This window comes from Pseudomonas sp. D3-10 (assembly GCF_051132175.1).
Taxonomy (GTDB): Bacteria; Pseudomonadota; Gammaproteobacteria; order Pseudomonadales; family Pseudomonadaceae; genus Aquipseudomonas.
The window spans coordinates 4,360,554-4,375,536 of the sequence record NZ_CP071668.1; the positions used below are offsets into that span (position 1 = coordinate 4,360,554).

15 protein-coding genes are annotated in these 14,983 nt (G+C 60.1%); 5 read left to right on the forward strand and 10 right to left on the reverse strand.

The annotated features are described in order from the left end of the window. Positions 1 to 108: 108 nt before the first annotated feature. Positions 109 to 300: a CsbD family protein gene (locus J3P90_RS19580; protein ID WP_420764412.1), complete on the reverse strand. Its 192-nt coding sequence runs from the start codon at positions 298 to 300 to the stop codon at positions 109 to 111. Between the two features lie 195 nt (positions 301 to 495). Between J3P90_RS19580 and J3P90_RS19585 the strand changes: the two genes are divergently transcribed. Beyond that, positions 496 to 873: a hypothetical protein gene (locus J3P90_RS19585; protein WP_030139341.1), complete on the forward strand. Its 378-nt coding sequence runs from the start codon at positions 496 to 498 to the stop codon at positions 871 to 873. 58 nt (positions 874 to 931) lie between these two features. Here the strand turns inward: J3P90_RS19585 and fadD1 are convergent, their stop codons facing one another. Together fadD1 and fadD2 are read right to left on the reverse strand one after the other, a co-directional pair. Beyond that, positions 932 to 2,623, reverse strand: a complete 1,692-nt coding sequence (gene fadD1, locus J3P90_RS19590) for a long-chain-fatty-acid--CoA ligase FadD1 (protein WP_420764411.1) — start codon at positions 2,621 to 2,623, stop codon at positions 932 to 934. 363 nt (positions 2,624 to 2,986) lie between these two features. Next, entirely contained in the window at positions 2,987 to 4,675 is a 1,689-nt protein-coding gene (gene fadD2 / locus J3P90_RS19595; protein ID WP_434675261.1) for a long-chain-fatty-acid--CoA ligase FadD2, read from the reverse strand. Positions 4,676 to 4,884: 209 nt separating this feature from the next. Here fadD2 and J3P90_RS19600 point away from each other — a divergent pair, with 209 nt between their 5' ends. Continuing rightward, positions 4,885 to 5,829 (forward strand): lysophospholipase, encoded by a 945-nt coding sequence (locus J3P90_RS19600; RefSeq protein ID WP_434675262.1) that lies wholly within the window; start codon positions 4,885 to 4,887, stop codon positions 5,827 to 5,829. Between the two features lie 40 nt (positions 5,830 to 5,869). After that, positions 5,870 to 6,340: a MaoC family dehydratase gene (locus J3P90_RS19605; RefSeq protein WP_420764408.1), complete on the forward strand. Its 471-nt coding sequence runs from the start codon at positions 5,870 to 5,872 to the stop codon at positions 6,338 to 6,340. A gap of 166 nt (positions 6,341 to 6,506) precedes the next feature. Here J3P90_RS19605 and J3P90_RS19610 read toward each other — a convergent pair whose 3' ends face one another. The 4 genes from J3P90_RS19610 to J3P90_RS19625 all read right to left on the reverse strand — a co-directional run bounded on the left by J3P90_RS19610 (position 6,507) and on the right by J3P90_RS19625 (position 10,244). Further along, a complete protein-coding gene (locus tag J3P90_RS19610) occupies positions 6,507 to 7,370 on the reverse strand; it encodes an efflux RND transporter periplasmic adaptor subunit (RefSeq protein WP_420764407.1) in 864 nt (287 codons plus the stop codon). 10 nt (positions 7,371 to 7,380) lie between these two features. After that, positions 7,381 to 7,587, reverse strand: a complete 207-nt coding sequence (locus tag J3P90_RS19615; protein WP_420764406.1) for a DUF1656 domain-containing protein — start codon at positions 7,585 to 7,587, stop codon at positions 7,381 to 7,383. After that, positions 7,574 to 9,574: an FUSC family protein gene (locus J3P90_RS19620; RefSeq protein ID WP_434675263.1), complete on the reverse strand. Its 2,001-nt coding sequence runs from the start codon at positions 9,572 to 9,574 to the stop codon at positions 7,574 to 7,576. Before J3P90_RS19620 ends, J3P90_RS19615 begins: the two co-directional genes overlap by 14 nt. Before the next feature lie 205 nt (positions 9,575 to 9,779). Then, positions 9,780 to 10,244, reverse strand: a complete 465-nt coding sequence (locus tag J3P90_RS19625) for a PA2169 family four-helix-bundle protein (protein ID WP_186709209.1) — start codon at positions 10,242 to 10,244, stop codon at positions 9,780 to 9,782. Positions 10,245 to 10,451: 207 nt separating this feature from the next. On the opposite strand from J3P90_RS19625, the gene J3P90_RS19630 reads away from it, so the two are divergent. Together J3P90_RS19630 and J3P90_RS19635 are read left to right on the forward strand one after the other, a co-directional pair. Then, entirely contained in the window at positions 10,452 to 10,688 is a 237-nt protein-coding gene (locus J3P90_RS19630; RefSeq protein ID WP_060738861.1) for a DUF3820 family protein, read from the forward strand. 29 nt (positions 10,689 to 10,717) lie between these two features. Then, positions 10,718 to 11,905: an aminotransferase class V-fold PLP-dependent enzyme gene (locus J3P90_RS19635; protein ID WP_434675264.1), complete on the forward strand. Its 1,188-nt coding sequence runs from the start codon at positions 10,718 to 10,720 to the stop codon at positions 11,903 to 11,905. Between the two features lie 126 nt (positions 11,906 to 12,031). Here J3P90_RS19635 and J3P90_RS19640 read toward each other — a convergent pair whose 3' ends face one another. From J3P90_RS19640 to zwf, 3 genes are read right to left on the reverse strand one after another with little or no spacing between them, the layout of a single operon-like run. Beyond that, positions 12,032 to 12,697, reverse strand: a complete 666-nt coding sequence (locus J3P90_RS19640; RefSeq protein WP_434562676.1) for a bifunctional 4-hydroxy-2-oxoglutarate aldolase/2-dehydro-3-deoxy-phosphogluconate aldolase — start codon at positions 12,695 to 12,697, stop codon at positions 12,032 to 12,034. Between the two features lie 17 nt (positions 12,698 to 12,714). Beyond that, positions 12,715 to 13,428 (reverse strand): 6-phosphogluconolactonase, encoded by a 714-nt coding sequence (gene pgl / locus J3P90_RS19645; RefSeq protein WP_420764403.1) that lies wholly within the window; start codon positions 13,426 to 13,428, stop codon positions 12,715 to 12,717. Beyond that, positions 13,415 to 14,887, reverse strand: coding sequence for a glucose-6-phosphate dehydrogenase (zwf, locus tag J3P90_RS19650; protein ID WP_434675265.1), 1,473 nt, complete (start codon positions 14,885 to 14,887; stop codon positions 13,415 to 13,417). The genes pgl and zwf overlap by 14 nt, the downstream gene beginning before the upstream one ends. Between the last annotated feature and the right edge of the window lie 96 nt (positions 14,888 to 14,983).

A 14,983-nucleotide genomic window follows, 5' to 3' on the forward strand; every position in this document is an offset into this window, starting at 1 on the left:
AAAGTAACCTGTTTGGCGACTTTGGAACAATTTCCCCGGTGCAAGTTCGAGCCGACATGATAACGGCCACCCGCGGATGGCCGTTCCAATCGCTTTTTTACAGGCCGGTTATGCCTCGTCCACGCCTTTCTTGACTGCATCCTTGGCCTTGCCCGCGGTTTGCTGGGCCTCACCTTTTTTCTCCTGGACCACGCCCTCGGCGCGCATGCGGTCATTGTCGGTGGCCTTGCCGACACCTTGCTTGATGTTGCCGACAGCTTCGTTGGCAACGCCCTTCACTTTATCGTTCGTGCTTCCCATGATGTTTCTCCTGTGAACAACTGTAAGAAAAGTCATTACATAGGGGTTGACCGACGCCGTTTGCAGGGAGTTTCATTTTTTCAGCGGCGCATTTCATCGTCAGATGCAGGTTGCGCTTTATGTTTGCCGACCCACACCCGAGAATGCTCCACGTATTCAGGCTGCGCCTGAAGCTCCAATTCCCGTAGGAACGTTATGAAACTCGATAAAAAGCAGGCCATCGCCCGCAGAAACCAGGAACTGGGCGGTGCCGTCCTGGGCGTCAACAACTGCCATTTCAGCGAACTGAACCGCAACCGCAACATCTTCTGGTTCGACATCCCGGTGGCCCGCCTGGCCATTGGGCAGTACGAATGGATTCACCTGCTGCTGCACACGCCTGCCACCGACGAACTCTTGCACCTGAAAGTGCCCACTGTGTTCCTGCGGGAAAAAATGGAAGGCCTGGAAGTACGCAACCAGGGCAAACGCAAGGCAGCCCTGAGCCTGGAGCTCAGCGCAGACAAGGATTCGTACCTGCAAGACATGCGGCCCGGCGGCACCAATCTGGATTTTGCGCAGTTTCGGTTGTAACGCTCCACTCGATCAACAAAAAGCCCCGCATCAGCGGGGCTTTTCATTGGTGGGGTTGTTACTTTTTCAGCCCCAGCTTCCTGAGCTCTTCATCACGCAACTCACGCCGCAGGATCTTGCCGACGTTGGTGGTCGGCAGTGCATCGCGGAACTCCACGGACTTGGGCACCTTGTAGCCGGTGACGTTGGCGCGCATGTGCTCCATCACCTGTTCCTTTGTGAGCGTGACACCCGGACGCGCGACGATGAATATCTTGATCGCCTCGCCGGATTTCTCGTCAGGTACACCGATGGCCGCGCATTGCAGCACGCCCGGCAAGGCCGCCAGCACGTCTTCCAGCTCGTTGGGGTAAACGTTGAAACCGGAGATCAGGATCATGTCTTTCTTGCGATCGACGATGCGCATGTAGCCATCCGGCTGGATCACGGCGATGTCACCGGTCTTGAGCCAGCCTTCGCTGTCGAGGATCTCGTCGGTGGCGTCCTGGCGCTGCCAGTAGCCCTTCATGACCTGCGGGCCTTTGACGCACAATTCGCCGATTTCCCCCAAAGGCAACTCTTCGCCCGCGTCATTGATGACCTTGCACAAGGTCGACGGAACCGGAATGCCGATGGTGCCGACCTGGATGTTCTGGATCGGGTTGACCGTGGCAACCGGGCTCGTCTCGGTCATGCCGTAGCCTTCGCAAATCGGGCAACCGGTGACCGCTTTCCAACGCTCCGCCGCCGCCAACTGCAAAGCCATGCCGCCAGACAGGGTGACCTTCAGCGCCGAGAAATCCAGCTTGCGGAAGGCTTCGTTGTTGCACAGCGCCACGAACAACGTGTTGAGCCCGACGAAGCCGCTGAACTTCCATTTCGACAGCTCCTTGACCATCGCCGACAAATCGCGCGGGTTACTGATCAGGATGTTGTGGTTGCCGATCAGCATCATCGCCATGCAATGGAAGGTAAACGCGTAGATGTGGTACAGCGGCAGCGGCGTGATCAGTACTTCACAGCCCTCATTGAGGTTGGAACCCATCAGCGCCTTGCATTGCAGCATGTTCGCCACCAGGTTGCGGTGGGTCAGCATGGCGCCCTTGGCCACGCCCGTGGTGCCGCCGGTGTATTGCAACACCGCCACATCATCACTGGTGGGGCTCGCTTCGTTCACAGGCTGGCCGTGGCCCTTGCTCAGGACGTCGTTGAACTTGATGGCCTTGGGCAAATGATAGGCCGGGACCATCTTCTTGACGTACTTGATCACGCTGTTGATCAACAGGCGCTTGAGCGGCGGCAGCAAGTCGGCCACTTCGGTGACGATGACGTGCTTGACGCCAGTCTTGGGCACCACGCTTTCGGCAAGGTGCGCCATGTTAGCCAGGCAGACCAGTGCCTTGGCACCGGAATCGTTGAATTGATGCTCCATTTCCCGCGCGGTGTAGAGCGGGTTGGTATTGACCACGATCAGGCCGGCGCGGATCGCGCCAAACACAGCCACTGGGTACTGGAGGACGTTGGGCAGTTGCACGGCGATTCGATCGCCCGGCTGCAAATCGGTATGCTGTTGCAGGTACGCGGCAAAGGCACCGGACAATTCGTAGAGCTCACCGTAGGTGATGGTCTTGCCGAGGTTGCTGAATGCCGGCTTGTCGGCGAAGCGTTGGCAGGAATGCTTCAACACCGCCTGAATATTCGGATACTCATCTGGATTGATGTCGGCAGCAATCCCAGCTGGGTACTTATCCTTCCAAAAGTTTTCAATCATGGAAGCCCCACTCCTCAGCAACGCGAATTCTCACCGCATTTGATGCGATTATTATTGGTGTATGTCTATTGGTGAATCTGGCTTGGATAACGGCCGAGAAGTCACAAAAGCGCGCCGAGAGTAGCAGCTTTGCCAAGGGTCGCCTAGAGCCAAAAGCGGCCCCTACAGTCACAAATATGACTCAAGAACATTCAATGGTCATTTTTAGAGTAAAAATTCTAAGCCTTATTTAATTGTCCCGAATCCATAAAACCTGTGGGAGCGAGCTTGCTCGCTATAACGATGTATCAGCCAATCTTTCTGGCACCGATACACCGCCATCGCGAGCAAGCTCGCTCCCACTAAGGGTCTGTCGCGCCGGCCTCAGGCGATATCGCGCAACTCCCGGCGCAGGATCTTGCCCACCGGTGTCATCGGCAGCGATTCCCGCAACACGATGTGCTTGGGCACCTTGTAGCCGGTGAAATTCTCCTTGCAGTACGCCTTGAGCTCTTCGAGGCTGACGCCCGCCTCACGGGCCACGACGAACAGTTTCACCGCCTCGCCCGAACGTTCGTCCGGCACGCCGATGACCGCGCAGCTGGCGACTTTCGGGTGGGCCATCACCACATCCTCGATTTCGTTCGGGTACACGTTGAAGCCCGAGACAATGATCATGTCTTTCTTGCGATCAACGATGCGCACGAACCCGTCGGGGTCGATCACAGCGATATCTCCGGACTTGAACCAGCCCTCCCTGTCGAGCACTTCGGCGGTCGCTTCGGGCTTGTTCCAGTAGCCCTTCATGATCTGCGGCCCCTTGATGCACAGCTCGCCGCGTTCGCCCAAGGGCAGCTCGACACCGTCGTCACTGATGACTTTCATCAGCGTACCCGGCACCGGCAGCCCCACCGTGCCCAGGCGCGACTTGCCACCGTAAGGGTTGGCGCTGGCCACTGGCGAGGTTTCCGTCAGGCCGTAGCCCTCGGTGATGCCGCAACCGGTCAACTGCTTCCAACGTTCGGCGGTGGCCTTGACCAACGCGGTGCCGCCTGAGTTGGTGACCTTGAGGTTGGAGAAATCCAGCGTCTTGAAATCCGGATGGTCCATCAGCGCGACGAACAGCGTGTTGAGCCCCAGCAGCAACGAAAACCGCCAGTTCTTCAGCTCCTTTATGAAACCGCCGATGTCCCTTGGATTGGTGATCAGCACGTTGTGGTTGCCCGTGACCATCATGCACATGCAGTTCGCCGTGAAGGCGTAGATGTGATACAGCGGCAGCGGTGCGATCATCACCTCCTGGCCCTCGCGCAACAAAGGCTTGCCGTCGTCGCCGATCTGCCCCAGGCAGGCGCGGGCCTGCTGCATGTTGGCCACCAGGTTGCCGTGGGTCAGCATGGCGCCCTTGGCCAAGCCGGTGGTGCCGCCGGTGTATTGCAGCACGGCAATGTCCCCGAGGCTGACATTGAGCGGCTTGATGGCCTGGCCCCGTCCCAAACGCAAGGCGCTCTTGAAGGAAATGGCCTGGGGCAGCGAATAGGCCGGGACCATTTTCTTGACCTTGCTCACGACTGTATTGACCAGCCAGCCCTTGGCGGTGGGCATCAGGTCGCCCATCTTCGCCTCGATCAGGTATTGCAGGTCGGTGTCGGGCAGCACTTCCTGCACTTTCTGCCCGAACAGGTTCATGTACACCAGCGCCCGGGCGCCGGAGTCCTTGAATTGGTGACGCATCTCCCGGGGGGTGTACAGCGGATTGGTGTTGACCACCACCAGCCCGGCGCGCAGGGCACCAAAAACCGCGATCGGGTATTGCAGGACATTGGGCATCTGCACGGCGATACGATCGCCGGGCGCCAGGTCGGTATTGGCTTGCAGGTAACCGGCGAAGGCCGCGCTGTAACGCTCCAACTCGGCGTAGGTGATCGTCACCCCCATGTTGCTGTACGCCGGACGGTCGGCAAATTTCTTGCAGGAACGCTCGAACACCTCGACGACTGACTTGTAGGCACTCAGGTCGATGTCCGAGGGCACGCCGGCCGGGCGTTTGTCATTCCAGAAATCAGGCTGCATTGTTTTTGTCCTCTTTACCTGAACATATCCGGTAACCGCTTGCGTATCGCTTGCACAGGCGGAGCTCATGGGACACTAGCAGCTATGGCCAATCAGGCAAATATGGCAACTTGCGTCATAGATTGTGTGAATCTTGCTGAATCGCCTGGCGCAACGGATGCGCTATACAATGCAGCGACGCTGCGTCTGACTTTGTGCAAGGAACCGCCATGATCCACCAAACGTTCTGGCTGACCGCGACCGATCACAGCCGCTTGCTCGTCAACCAATGGCTACCCGAAACCGCCCCGCTGGCGGTGATCATGCTGGCTCACGGCATGGCGGAACACAGTGGCCGCTATGGGCGCCTGGCCCAGGCGTTGTGCGATGAAGGCTACGGCGTCTACGCGCCGGACCAACGTGGCCACGGCAAGACCGGCGAAGAAGCGATCCTGGGTCATTTTGCCGACCAGGACGGCTGGGCCAAAGTTGTGGGCGACCTGGCAAGCCTGAACCATCACATCGGCCAGCAACATCCAGAAACACCAATCCTGCTGCTGGGGCACAGCATGGGCAGCTATATCGCACAGGGCTATTTGTTGCACCACAGCGCCAGCCTGCACGGGGCCATCCTCAGCGGTTCGAACTTCCAACCCGTGGCGCTTTACCGCGCGGCGCGGCTAATCGCCCGCTTCGAACGCAGGCGGCAGGGCGCCACTGGGCGTAGCGCCCTGATCGAATGGCTCTCATTTGGCAGCTTCAATAAAAAGTTCAAACCGACCCGCACGCCCTTCGACTGGCTCAGCCGCGACCCCGGCGAAGTCGACAAATACATTCGCGACCCGCTGTGCGGCTTTCGTTGCACCAATCAACTGTGGATCGACCTGCTCGGCGGGTTGCAGCAGATCAGCAAAGCGTCCAATCTCGCGCAGATTGATCCAGGGCTGCCGCTGCTGGTGATTGGCGGTGAATGTGATCCGGTGAGCGAAGGCAAGCGTCTGAGAGATCTGGCCGATGCCCTGCGCGACGCCGGCAACCAACGTTTGCAACTGAAGATCTATCCGCAGGCTCGGCACGAACTGTTCAACGAAACCAACCGCGATGAGGTGACCGCCGATGTGCTGGCCTGGATTGCCCAGACGCTAAGCCACCAGCGACCACCACGCAGCGAGTAGGTTTGCAGCGTTTTTTCTCTACACGTCACAGGATCCAGACATGACCCAGGTTACCAACATCCCTTACGAAGCCCTCGAAGTCGGCCAGACCGCCAGCTACAGCAAGACCGTCGAAGAGCGCGACATCCAGCTGTTCGCCGCCATGTCCGGCGATCACAACCCGGTACACCTGGACGCCGAATTCGCCGCCGCCAGCATGTTCAAGGAACGCATCGCCCACGGCATGTTCAGCGGTGCGCTGATCAGCGCGGCAGTGGCCTGTGAGTTGCCTGGGCCGGGGACCATCTATATCGGCCAGCAGATGAGTTTCCAGAAGCCGGTGAAGATTGGCGATACCCTGACCGTGCGCCTGGAGATCCTGGAAAAGCTGCCGAAATTCCGCGTGCGTATCGCCACGCGCGTGTTCAACCAGCGCGATGAGTTGGTGGTGGACGGCGAAGCGGAGATCCTGGCGCCGCGCAAGCAGCAGACCGTGACCTTGCCCGAGTTGCCGGCAATCAGCATCGGCTGATGCGACTCGACACTCCCGTGGCGAGGGAGCTTGCTCCCGCTGGGGTGCGAAGCGCCCCTTGGACAAGGCTTGCGCGTCCAACCTGAACAACGCAACGTTCGTTTTGCGACTGCTTCGCAGCCGAGCGGGAGCAAGCTCCCTCGCCACGGGGTGCGCGGCGCAGCGGCTATCGCTGTTCGTCCTGCACCTGCACACTCGCTGTCATCCCGGCACTCAGGCTCACCCCTTCTGGCACCTTGTCCAGCTTGATCCGCACCGGGATCCGCTGGGCCAGACGCACCCAGTTGAAGGTCGGCTCAACCTCTGCCAGCAGTTGCGCATCGGGGTTGGTGTTGCGGTCGGTGATGCCTCGACTGATGCTTTCCACATGGCCGTCCAGCGCATGGCCGGCGCTCATTAACCAGACCTTGACCGGATCGCCGACGCGAATGCGCGGCAACTTGGTTTCCTCGAAGTAAGCTTGCACGTAGAACGTCGAATCATCGACCAACGCCATGACCGGTTGCCCGGCGTTCACATAGTTGCCTTCGGCCAGGCGCAGGTTGGTGACGTGGCCGCTGCGTGGGGCCAGGACCTGGCTGCGAGCCAGGTTCAGCTCCGCGACCTTGGCCTCGGCCTGGGCCTCACGTAGCTCGCCACGGGCGATGCCGGCATTGATCTGGGCGTTCTCGCGCAATTCGGCGCTGATGGCCTGGGGTCCCAGGGCCGCTCGACGGCTGGCTTCGTGTTCGCGCAGGCTCAACTGCTGCTGGCGGGTCTGCACTACCGCGCGGGCCTTCTCCACCGCGGCCTCGAAACGCTCGCGATCGATACTCAGCAACAAATCTCCCGCCTTGACGTGCTGGTTGTCCACGGCCCTGAGCTCGCGCACCCAACCCGAGACGTCTGGGGCGATCACCACCACGTCGGCACGGATTCGCGCGTCCCGGGTCCAGGGCGTGAGCATGTAGTACTGCCACAAATGAAAACCGGCGAAGATCGCCAGGGCCACCACGCTCAACGTGACGGCGACACGTACGGAAGTACGCATGTTCAACTCCTCATGACGGTCCGAGGACCAGGGTAATGACAGTCAGGACACAGACATACAGAGCGCAGTCGAACAGCGCTTCATGCCAGATCCAGCGCCCTGCCGGCACGAGACTGAGCAGCAGTCGCAAGGCTCCGGTGACCAACAAGGCCAGCACGACATAAATCAAAAACGGGCTGAGCAGCACCCCGCCGATCGACCATTCATGCAAACCCATGGCTATGTTTCCCTTCTGAAGATTCGTGCTGGCGGCACCAGGCGCGCCAGCTGTTCTGCAATTGCACCACCGCGCCCTGGGCCAGCTTCAGCGCGTCGCTTGGCGGTTGCTTTGAAAGCGCTGCCAGATAATCGTCGCTCGCCTGGGCCAGTGCGTCGGCCTGCCCGCCCGCCGGGCCGTGCTCCAGCACCTGCTCCAACGTTTCGAAATATCGGCGTTGGGCTGGACTGTCCGGGACTTGGGCGACGGCCAGGCTCAAGCGCAGATGGAGCAATTCGTCCCCGATGTCCAGGCCCAGCAAACCATCGTCCCAACGACTGCGCGCCGGCACCGGCAGCTCCGGATAGTGCCGCGCCAGTTGCAGCAAACGATCGGCCATGCGCCCGCCGAACCAGCTCTCGGCGCCGCGCAGATTGCGATGGGTCAAGCGCACCAGGTCATCGAGCGTTGCCGCCAGCAACCGACGGCTGTGCCAGGCCGGGTTGCGCAGAATCAACAGATTGAATGCCAGCACGGCCGCGCCGACACCGATCATCATGGCCTGGGCATTGTTGAAAAATGTCGCAACGTCGTACTTCATGGCGTTAAGCGGCGATACCAACACCACGAAGTGCAGGCAGAACGAGGTGGCGGTCGCGTAGAGCGGCGGCTTGGCCATGCCCAGCGCCCCCAGGAACAGAGGTACGCCCATGGCCATGCAGAGCATCGCAAAGCTGCTCCATTGGGGCAGCAGGATTTCACCGATCACAAACGCGGTCGGTACCGCCAGGAGAATGCCTCGCAAGAAACTCATCCCGATCTGCGCGCCATTTTCGCGGCTGGCGAACAGGCTGCACACCACACACGTCAGCAACAGCGCGCCCGAGGCGGCAGGCCAGGCAGTGGCCAGCCAGAAACACGCCACTGCCAGGAACGCCAGGGCGCTGCGGGCTCCAAACACCATCGCCAGGGACAGGTCCCGATGGGGCGCCAGGGTGCGTGGCGGGTCGGCCGCCGCCCTGCCCTCTTGCACCGCCGACAGCGCAGCGCAGGCCGCCAGGGCGGTGTCGAGCAACAAAGCGAAACGTGCCAGGCAATAACTTTGTGCCGAGCTGAACCGTGGTTCGTGAGACGCATCCCATACCCGCGGCCGCAGTGCCTGCAATGTCGTGCTGTCGGCGTCGAGGGCTTGCTGCACCTCGCTCATCCACGGCTGCAGCGCTTGGGCTTCTTGAGGGTCGAGCTGGTTCCATTGTCGGCGTACCGAGCGCGAAATGCGCAGCAGCATCAACAGTTTCTGGCTCAAGCCACTGATGGCCCGGGCACGCTGGCGGCCCAGGCGGCCTTCGAACCAGGCGTGTTCGCGCTGGGCGTCTACCGCGACGATTTTGCCGAGGATTTCCAACAGACCTTTGCGCGCCTGGGCATCGCCGGCCAATGTGGCGCGCGCCGCCTGCATGCCACTTTGCCAGGCAGCACGTGCCTGATCCGCCAATTGCCGTTCAACCCGCAACGGCCAGAGCAAGGCGCTGGTCACGGTGGCGCAGGTGATGCCCAGGCTGATCTCGGTGCAACGCGCCACCGCCTGGTCGAACACTCCAAGCGGATGGGCGATGGCCGGCAAGGCAATGATCGCCACGGTGTAGCCAGCCAGCACGAACGAATACGACCACGCGCTGCGCAAGAGCGTCGAACAGGCCGTGCACACGCCCAGCCACAACGCCAGCGCCAGCAGGAACAACCAGGGCGCCTGGGCGAACAGGCCCATGAACACCACCGACATGATTGTCCCCACCAGAGTCCCGACCAAGCGTGCCAGGCCCTTCTGCACCACCATCCCAGACAACGGCTGGGCAACGATAAACGCGGTCATCAGCGCCCACGACGGCTGCTCCAATCCCCAGCGCAACGCCAGCCACAACGCCAGGCCGCCACCGAGCACAGTCTTGATGGCGAACTGCACAGCGAGACGATCAGGGGCGAACAGAGCCTGAAAGGTGATGGGCACGCGCAAAACTCTTCTTGAGATGATGTAACGATAGATCGTGAGAGGGGCGGCGCAATTATTAGGGAGCTATCTATTCACGTCCAGAGTTGATTGTTGAGCGTTCTGACAAACACTCTTGCGAATTGGTGCCGAAAAGTCTTACTGCCCAGATCGCTCCCATAAAAAAACGCCAGGCAAGCTGGCGTTTTTTCTTCACACGCGGATGTTAGCTGGCACGCGCCTGGTTGCGCAGAGCCTTGACCTGGTCATGGTTGCGTTGCACGCCGTGGTACTGACGCTCCACGAGGTCACGAATGCCCACCAGGTTGTGTTTGTTGATCTTCTCGATGGCTTCCTTATAAGCCTTCAGCGCATGGTCTTCGCCGCGCTCGGCTTCGTTCAGCACAGCCTCTTCGTCCTTGCCGGTGAACATGGATTTTACGTCGACCCAACGGCGGTGCAGGTCACCGGCAACGCTGGTAGAAGTTTCCGGATCGCCACCCAGGGAACGCACGGCGGCTTGCAGCTCAGCCGCAGCGGTGGCGCAATCGGCGGCGCGCTTGACGAACAGCGCCTTGAGCTCAGGGTGCTTGATGTCTTCAGCGCAGGTCTTGAATCCTTCCTGGCCATCCTTGCTGGTCTCGATCAGGTCATTCAAGACAGAGATGGATTCTTTGTTGATGTCAGTCATTTTTCAGTTCCTTTGCTTGGTGAATAAAAACCTGCAAGGGATATTGCATCGGCCATGCCAGCCATCATCACAACTTAAAATCCATTTAAATCAATAAGTTATGAACACATGAGAAATCTGTATCCGCGTTATTTGCATGATCTGTCATTTGGCCTGCATGCAGAATGCCTGTATTTTCCCTAGGACTTTCAATAAGACAGCCGCCCTATGAATCCAGAAAAGCTTGAGCTGCTGGTCACCCGCCAGATGCCCTTCGGCAAGTACAAGGGCAGAATTCTTGCCGACCTGCCAGGCCAATACCTGAATTGGTTCGCGCGGGAGGGCTTCCCTCACGGCGAATTGGGCGGGTTGCTGGCATTGATGCAGGAAATCGACCACAACGGTCTGTCTGACCTGCTGGATCCGCTGCGGGCTAAACATGGCTTGCCCAAACCTCGCCATTGACCCCTGCCATTGACTGACTGAGCTCTGCGATGCCCGAAAATACGCTGCGTGCCCACGACGAAGCCTTCTGGGAAACCTTTGTCGGTCGTTACGATGTCGACGTCAATGGTCCGCTCAACCTGGAAAACGGCTACTTTGGCCGGATGTCCCGTACGGTGGTCGCGGAGTACCAACGCAATATCGACTGGGTGAACCGCGGCAATTCGGTCTACGTGCGCCAACAGTTCGACCTGGAGCATTGCGAAGTGATTCGCCGAGAGGTGGCGCAGCTCATCCACGCCCCAGCGTCCACCGTGGCGCTGGCCACCAACGCGGTTGACGCCTTGCAGACGCTGATCCGCAATTACAACCAGCTCAAGCCTGGCGACCAGGTTCTGATCAGCGACGTGGAGTACGAGTCGGTCAAAAGCGCGATGCGCTGGCTCGCCCGCCAGCGTGGCGCCGAGGTCATCGAGCTGGTCCATCCGCACCCCGCCAGTTTCGACAGCCTGGTGGGCACGTATCGAGAAGCCTTCATTCGTTATCCGCGCCTGAAGCTGATGGCGCTGACCTACGTTAACCACCTGACCGGCCTGGTGATGCCGGTCCAGGCGATAGCCGAGACGGCACGGGAGTTCGACGTCGATATCATTCTCGACGGCGCCCACGCCCTGGGGCAGATCGATTTCAATCTCAATAAGCTCGGCATTCAATTTGCCGGGTTCAACTTGCAGAAATGGCTTGGCGGCCCTCTGGCCCTGGGCTTTCTCTATATCGCTCCACACCGGCTGGCCGACATCGACCCGGACATGGACGAAGGCCACTACCCCACCACCGATATACGCTCGCGCACGCCCCACAGCACGCCCAACATCCCGGCCCTGCTGACGCTGCCCCTGGTATTCGAAGAGCACCGTGCCCTGGGCGGAGCACCGGCCAAGGGTGCTCGGCTCTGTTATCTACGGGACCTGTGGGTGAGCGCGGTGCGCGATGTGCCCGGCATCGAGGTCATGACCCCAGACGACCGGCGCCTCTATTGCGGTATCACGTCCATGCGATTCACCAACCAGCCTGATCAACAGGTGATGGCCGACCGACTGCTCAAGGAATATGGGATCTTTACCGTGGTGCGCAAGACCAGCGTCGGCCTCTGCATCCGCATTACGCCGGGGTTGATTACCTTGGCGCGGGATATGGAGCGGTTGACTGCGACACTGATCAACCTGAACAGTACGTAACCCGTGGCGAGGGCGCTTGGTCCCTGGCCCACGGGATCTGCAGCCAAATAACAGGCAAAAAAAAACGGTGCGCCGACCAAGCGCACCGTAAAGCCGTAGAACACACAACGAAGTTCGGTAGGACGATCAGTCCAGCAGCGCCAATGCCTCGGCGGTGCATTCCTCAATGCGGGCCCAGTCGCCGTTCTTGATCCACTCCGGATCGAGCATCCAGCTCCCGCCTACGCACATCACGTTTTTCAACGCCATGTAGCTTTTGATATTGGCCGGGCTCACGCCGCCGGTCGGACAGAATTTCACTTCGCCGAACGGCCCGCCCAATGCCTTGATGGCAGCAACGCCACCGCTGACTTCCGCCGGGAACAACTTGAAGCGGCGATAGCCCAGGCCATAACCTTCCATGATGCCCGAGGCATTGCTGATCCCCGGCAGCAACGGAATCGGACTCTGGACGCTGGCTTCCAACAGATCCCGAGTGATACCCGGCGTCACGATGAATTGCGAACCGGCAGCCTCGGCGGCGGCCAGCATGTGGCGATCGAGCACCGTGCCGGCACCGGTCACCAGCTCTGGGCGCTGCTCGCGAAGGACCTGAATGGCCTTGAGCCCGTATTGCGAGCGCAAGGTCACTTCCAGTGCCGTCAGGCCACCGGCGGCCAGGGCATCGGCCAGCGGCAGGATGTCCTGTTCACGCGCGATGGTAATCACCGGCAGGATCCGCGCCTTGGCGCAGAGGCTGTCGATCAGCGTCACTTTGTCCGCCATGGAAACGGTCGGGGATGGGTTTGTCATAGCGGCTGATCCTTGGTTCATGGGCACCAGTAAATCTCTAACGTAGGTTGCAGAAATGCGCGGATCGGCATCTCGGCGACATCGTCACCAGACACCGCGGCATTCAGGGTGGTCAGTTTCGATTGACCGGAAATAGACAGCACTTTGTGCCTGGCCGACGCCAGCAAGGCGCGGCTCATGGTCAGGCGTTGGTGTGGGACCGTCGGCGCGAGCATCGGCCAGCAGCGGCGAGCACCATTGTTATCCAGGGCCTCGGCCAGATTCGGGCTGTCGGGAAACAGCGACGCGGTATGCCCGTCATCGCCCATGCCCAGTATCAGCACGTCGATCGGCGGCAGCTCGGCGAGCAGGCGATCCGCCTGCTCGGCGGCGGCTTCCAGATTGGCGCTGGCGCTGTAGAGGCTCAGGAACTGGGCCTTGGCCGCAGCCCCTTGAAGCAGATAACGCTTGAGCAGGCCGGCGTTGCTGTCGGCATGTTCAACCGGCACCCAGCGCTCATCGGCCAGGCTCACCACCACGTTCGACCAGTCTAGCGCCTGCTTGGCCAGATGCTGGAAAAACGCCACCGGGCTACGACCGCCGGACACCACCAAGGTCGCCGCGCCTTTGGCATCGATCGCGGCGCGCAATTGCTCCGCCACGTTCACCGCCAATTTTTCCGCCAGCACCACTGGGCTCTTGAACTCCAGGGCAGTGACACCCTGGGGCAGTTTCAATTCAGATATCGCCATACCATGACCTCCCATCCCGCGTGATCAGTGCAATGGAGCTCATCGGCCCCCATGACCCAGCGGCATAAGGCTTGGGCGCATCGCCAGACTTCTTCCAGCCGGCGATCAACTGGTCACACCACGTCCACGCGGCTTCGATTTCATCTTTACGAACAAACAGGTTCTGATTGCCGTTCATGACTTCCAGCAACAACCGCTCGTAGGCATCGGGAATCCGTGCGCTGCGGTAGGTGTCGGAAAAGTTGAGTTGCAGCGGACCGCTGCGCAACTGCATGCCCTTGTCCAGGCCCTGCTCCTTGGTCATTACCCGCAAGGAAATCCCTTCGTCCGGTTGCAGGCGGATGATCAGTTTGTTGCTGATCTGCAAGCGCTGCTCGGGGGCGAAGATGTAGTGGGACGGTTCCTTGAAGTGAATCACGATCTGCGACAGCTTCTGCGGCATGCGCTTGCCGGTGCGCAGGTAGAACGGCACCCCGGCCCAGCGCCAGTTGCGGATATCGGCGCGCAGGGCAACGAAGGTCTCGGTGTCGCTCTGGGTATTGGAATTCGGCTCTTCGAGGTAGCCGGGCACCGCCTTGCCTTCGCTGTGGCCGGCGATGTACTGGCCACGCACCACCTGGGTGGTCAGGCCTTCCGGACTGATCGGCGCCAAGGCCTTGAGCACCTTGACCTTCTCGTCACGGATGCTGTCGGCGGAAAGGTCCGCCGGGGGGTCCATGGCGATCAGGCACAACAGCTGCAGCAGGTGGTTCTGGATCATGTCCCGCAGTTGGCCGGCCTTGTCGAAATAGCCCCAGCGCCCTTCGATCCCGACCTTCTCGGCCACGGTGATTTCCACGTGGGAAATGTAATTCTGGTTCCACTGGGTTTCGAACAGGCTGTTGGCGAACCGCAGCGCGATCAGGTTCTGTACCGTTTCCTTGCCCAGATAATGGTCGATGCGGTAAGTGCGGTTCTCCGGAAAGAACTGCGCCACGGCGTCGTTCACCTTGCGCGACGATTCGAGGTCCGAACCGATGGGCTTTTCCAGCACCACACGGGTGTTTTCGCTGAGGCCGACTTTCGCCAGGTTCTCGCAAATCGCGCCGTAGACCGCCGCCGGCGTGGCGAAATAGGCAATGACTTGTTGCTGCGTCAGCCCGACCTGCTCGGCAAGCGCGACGTAATCGTCCGCCTTGAGAAAATCCACGTGCAGGTACGTCAGCCGCGCCAGGAAGCGTTCGATCACGGATTCGTCGAGGTCTTTATCACCGACGTAACGCCGCAGTTCGGTGGTGATGAACGCCAGATGCTGTTGTTCGCTGCCCGGTTCACGGGCCAGCGCCAGGATCCGCGTGTTTTCGTGCAACAAGCCGGCGCCATCGAGCTGGTAAAGGGCAGGAAACAGCTTGCGTAGCGCCAGGTCGCCCAACGCGCCGAACAAGGCAAAAGTACACGGTTCAACCGTAATCGAATGCATGATGTTTGTTCTTTTATCAAGTTAAGCTACAAATACCTTTTTTCAAGGCATCACTCAAGGAAAAATGTAGTAATAACTACAACATTTTCCGAAAAT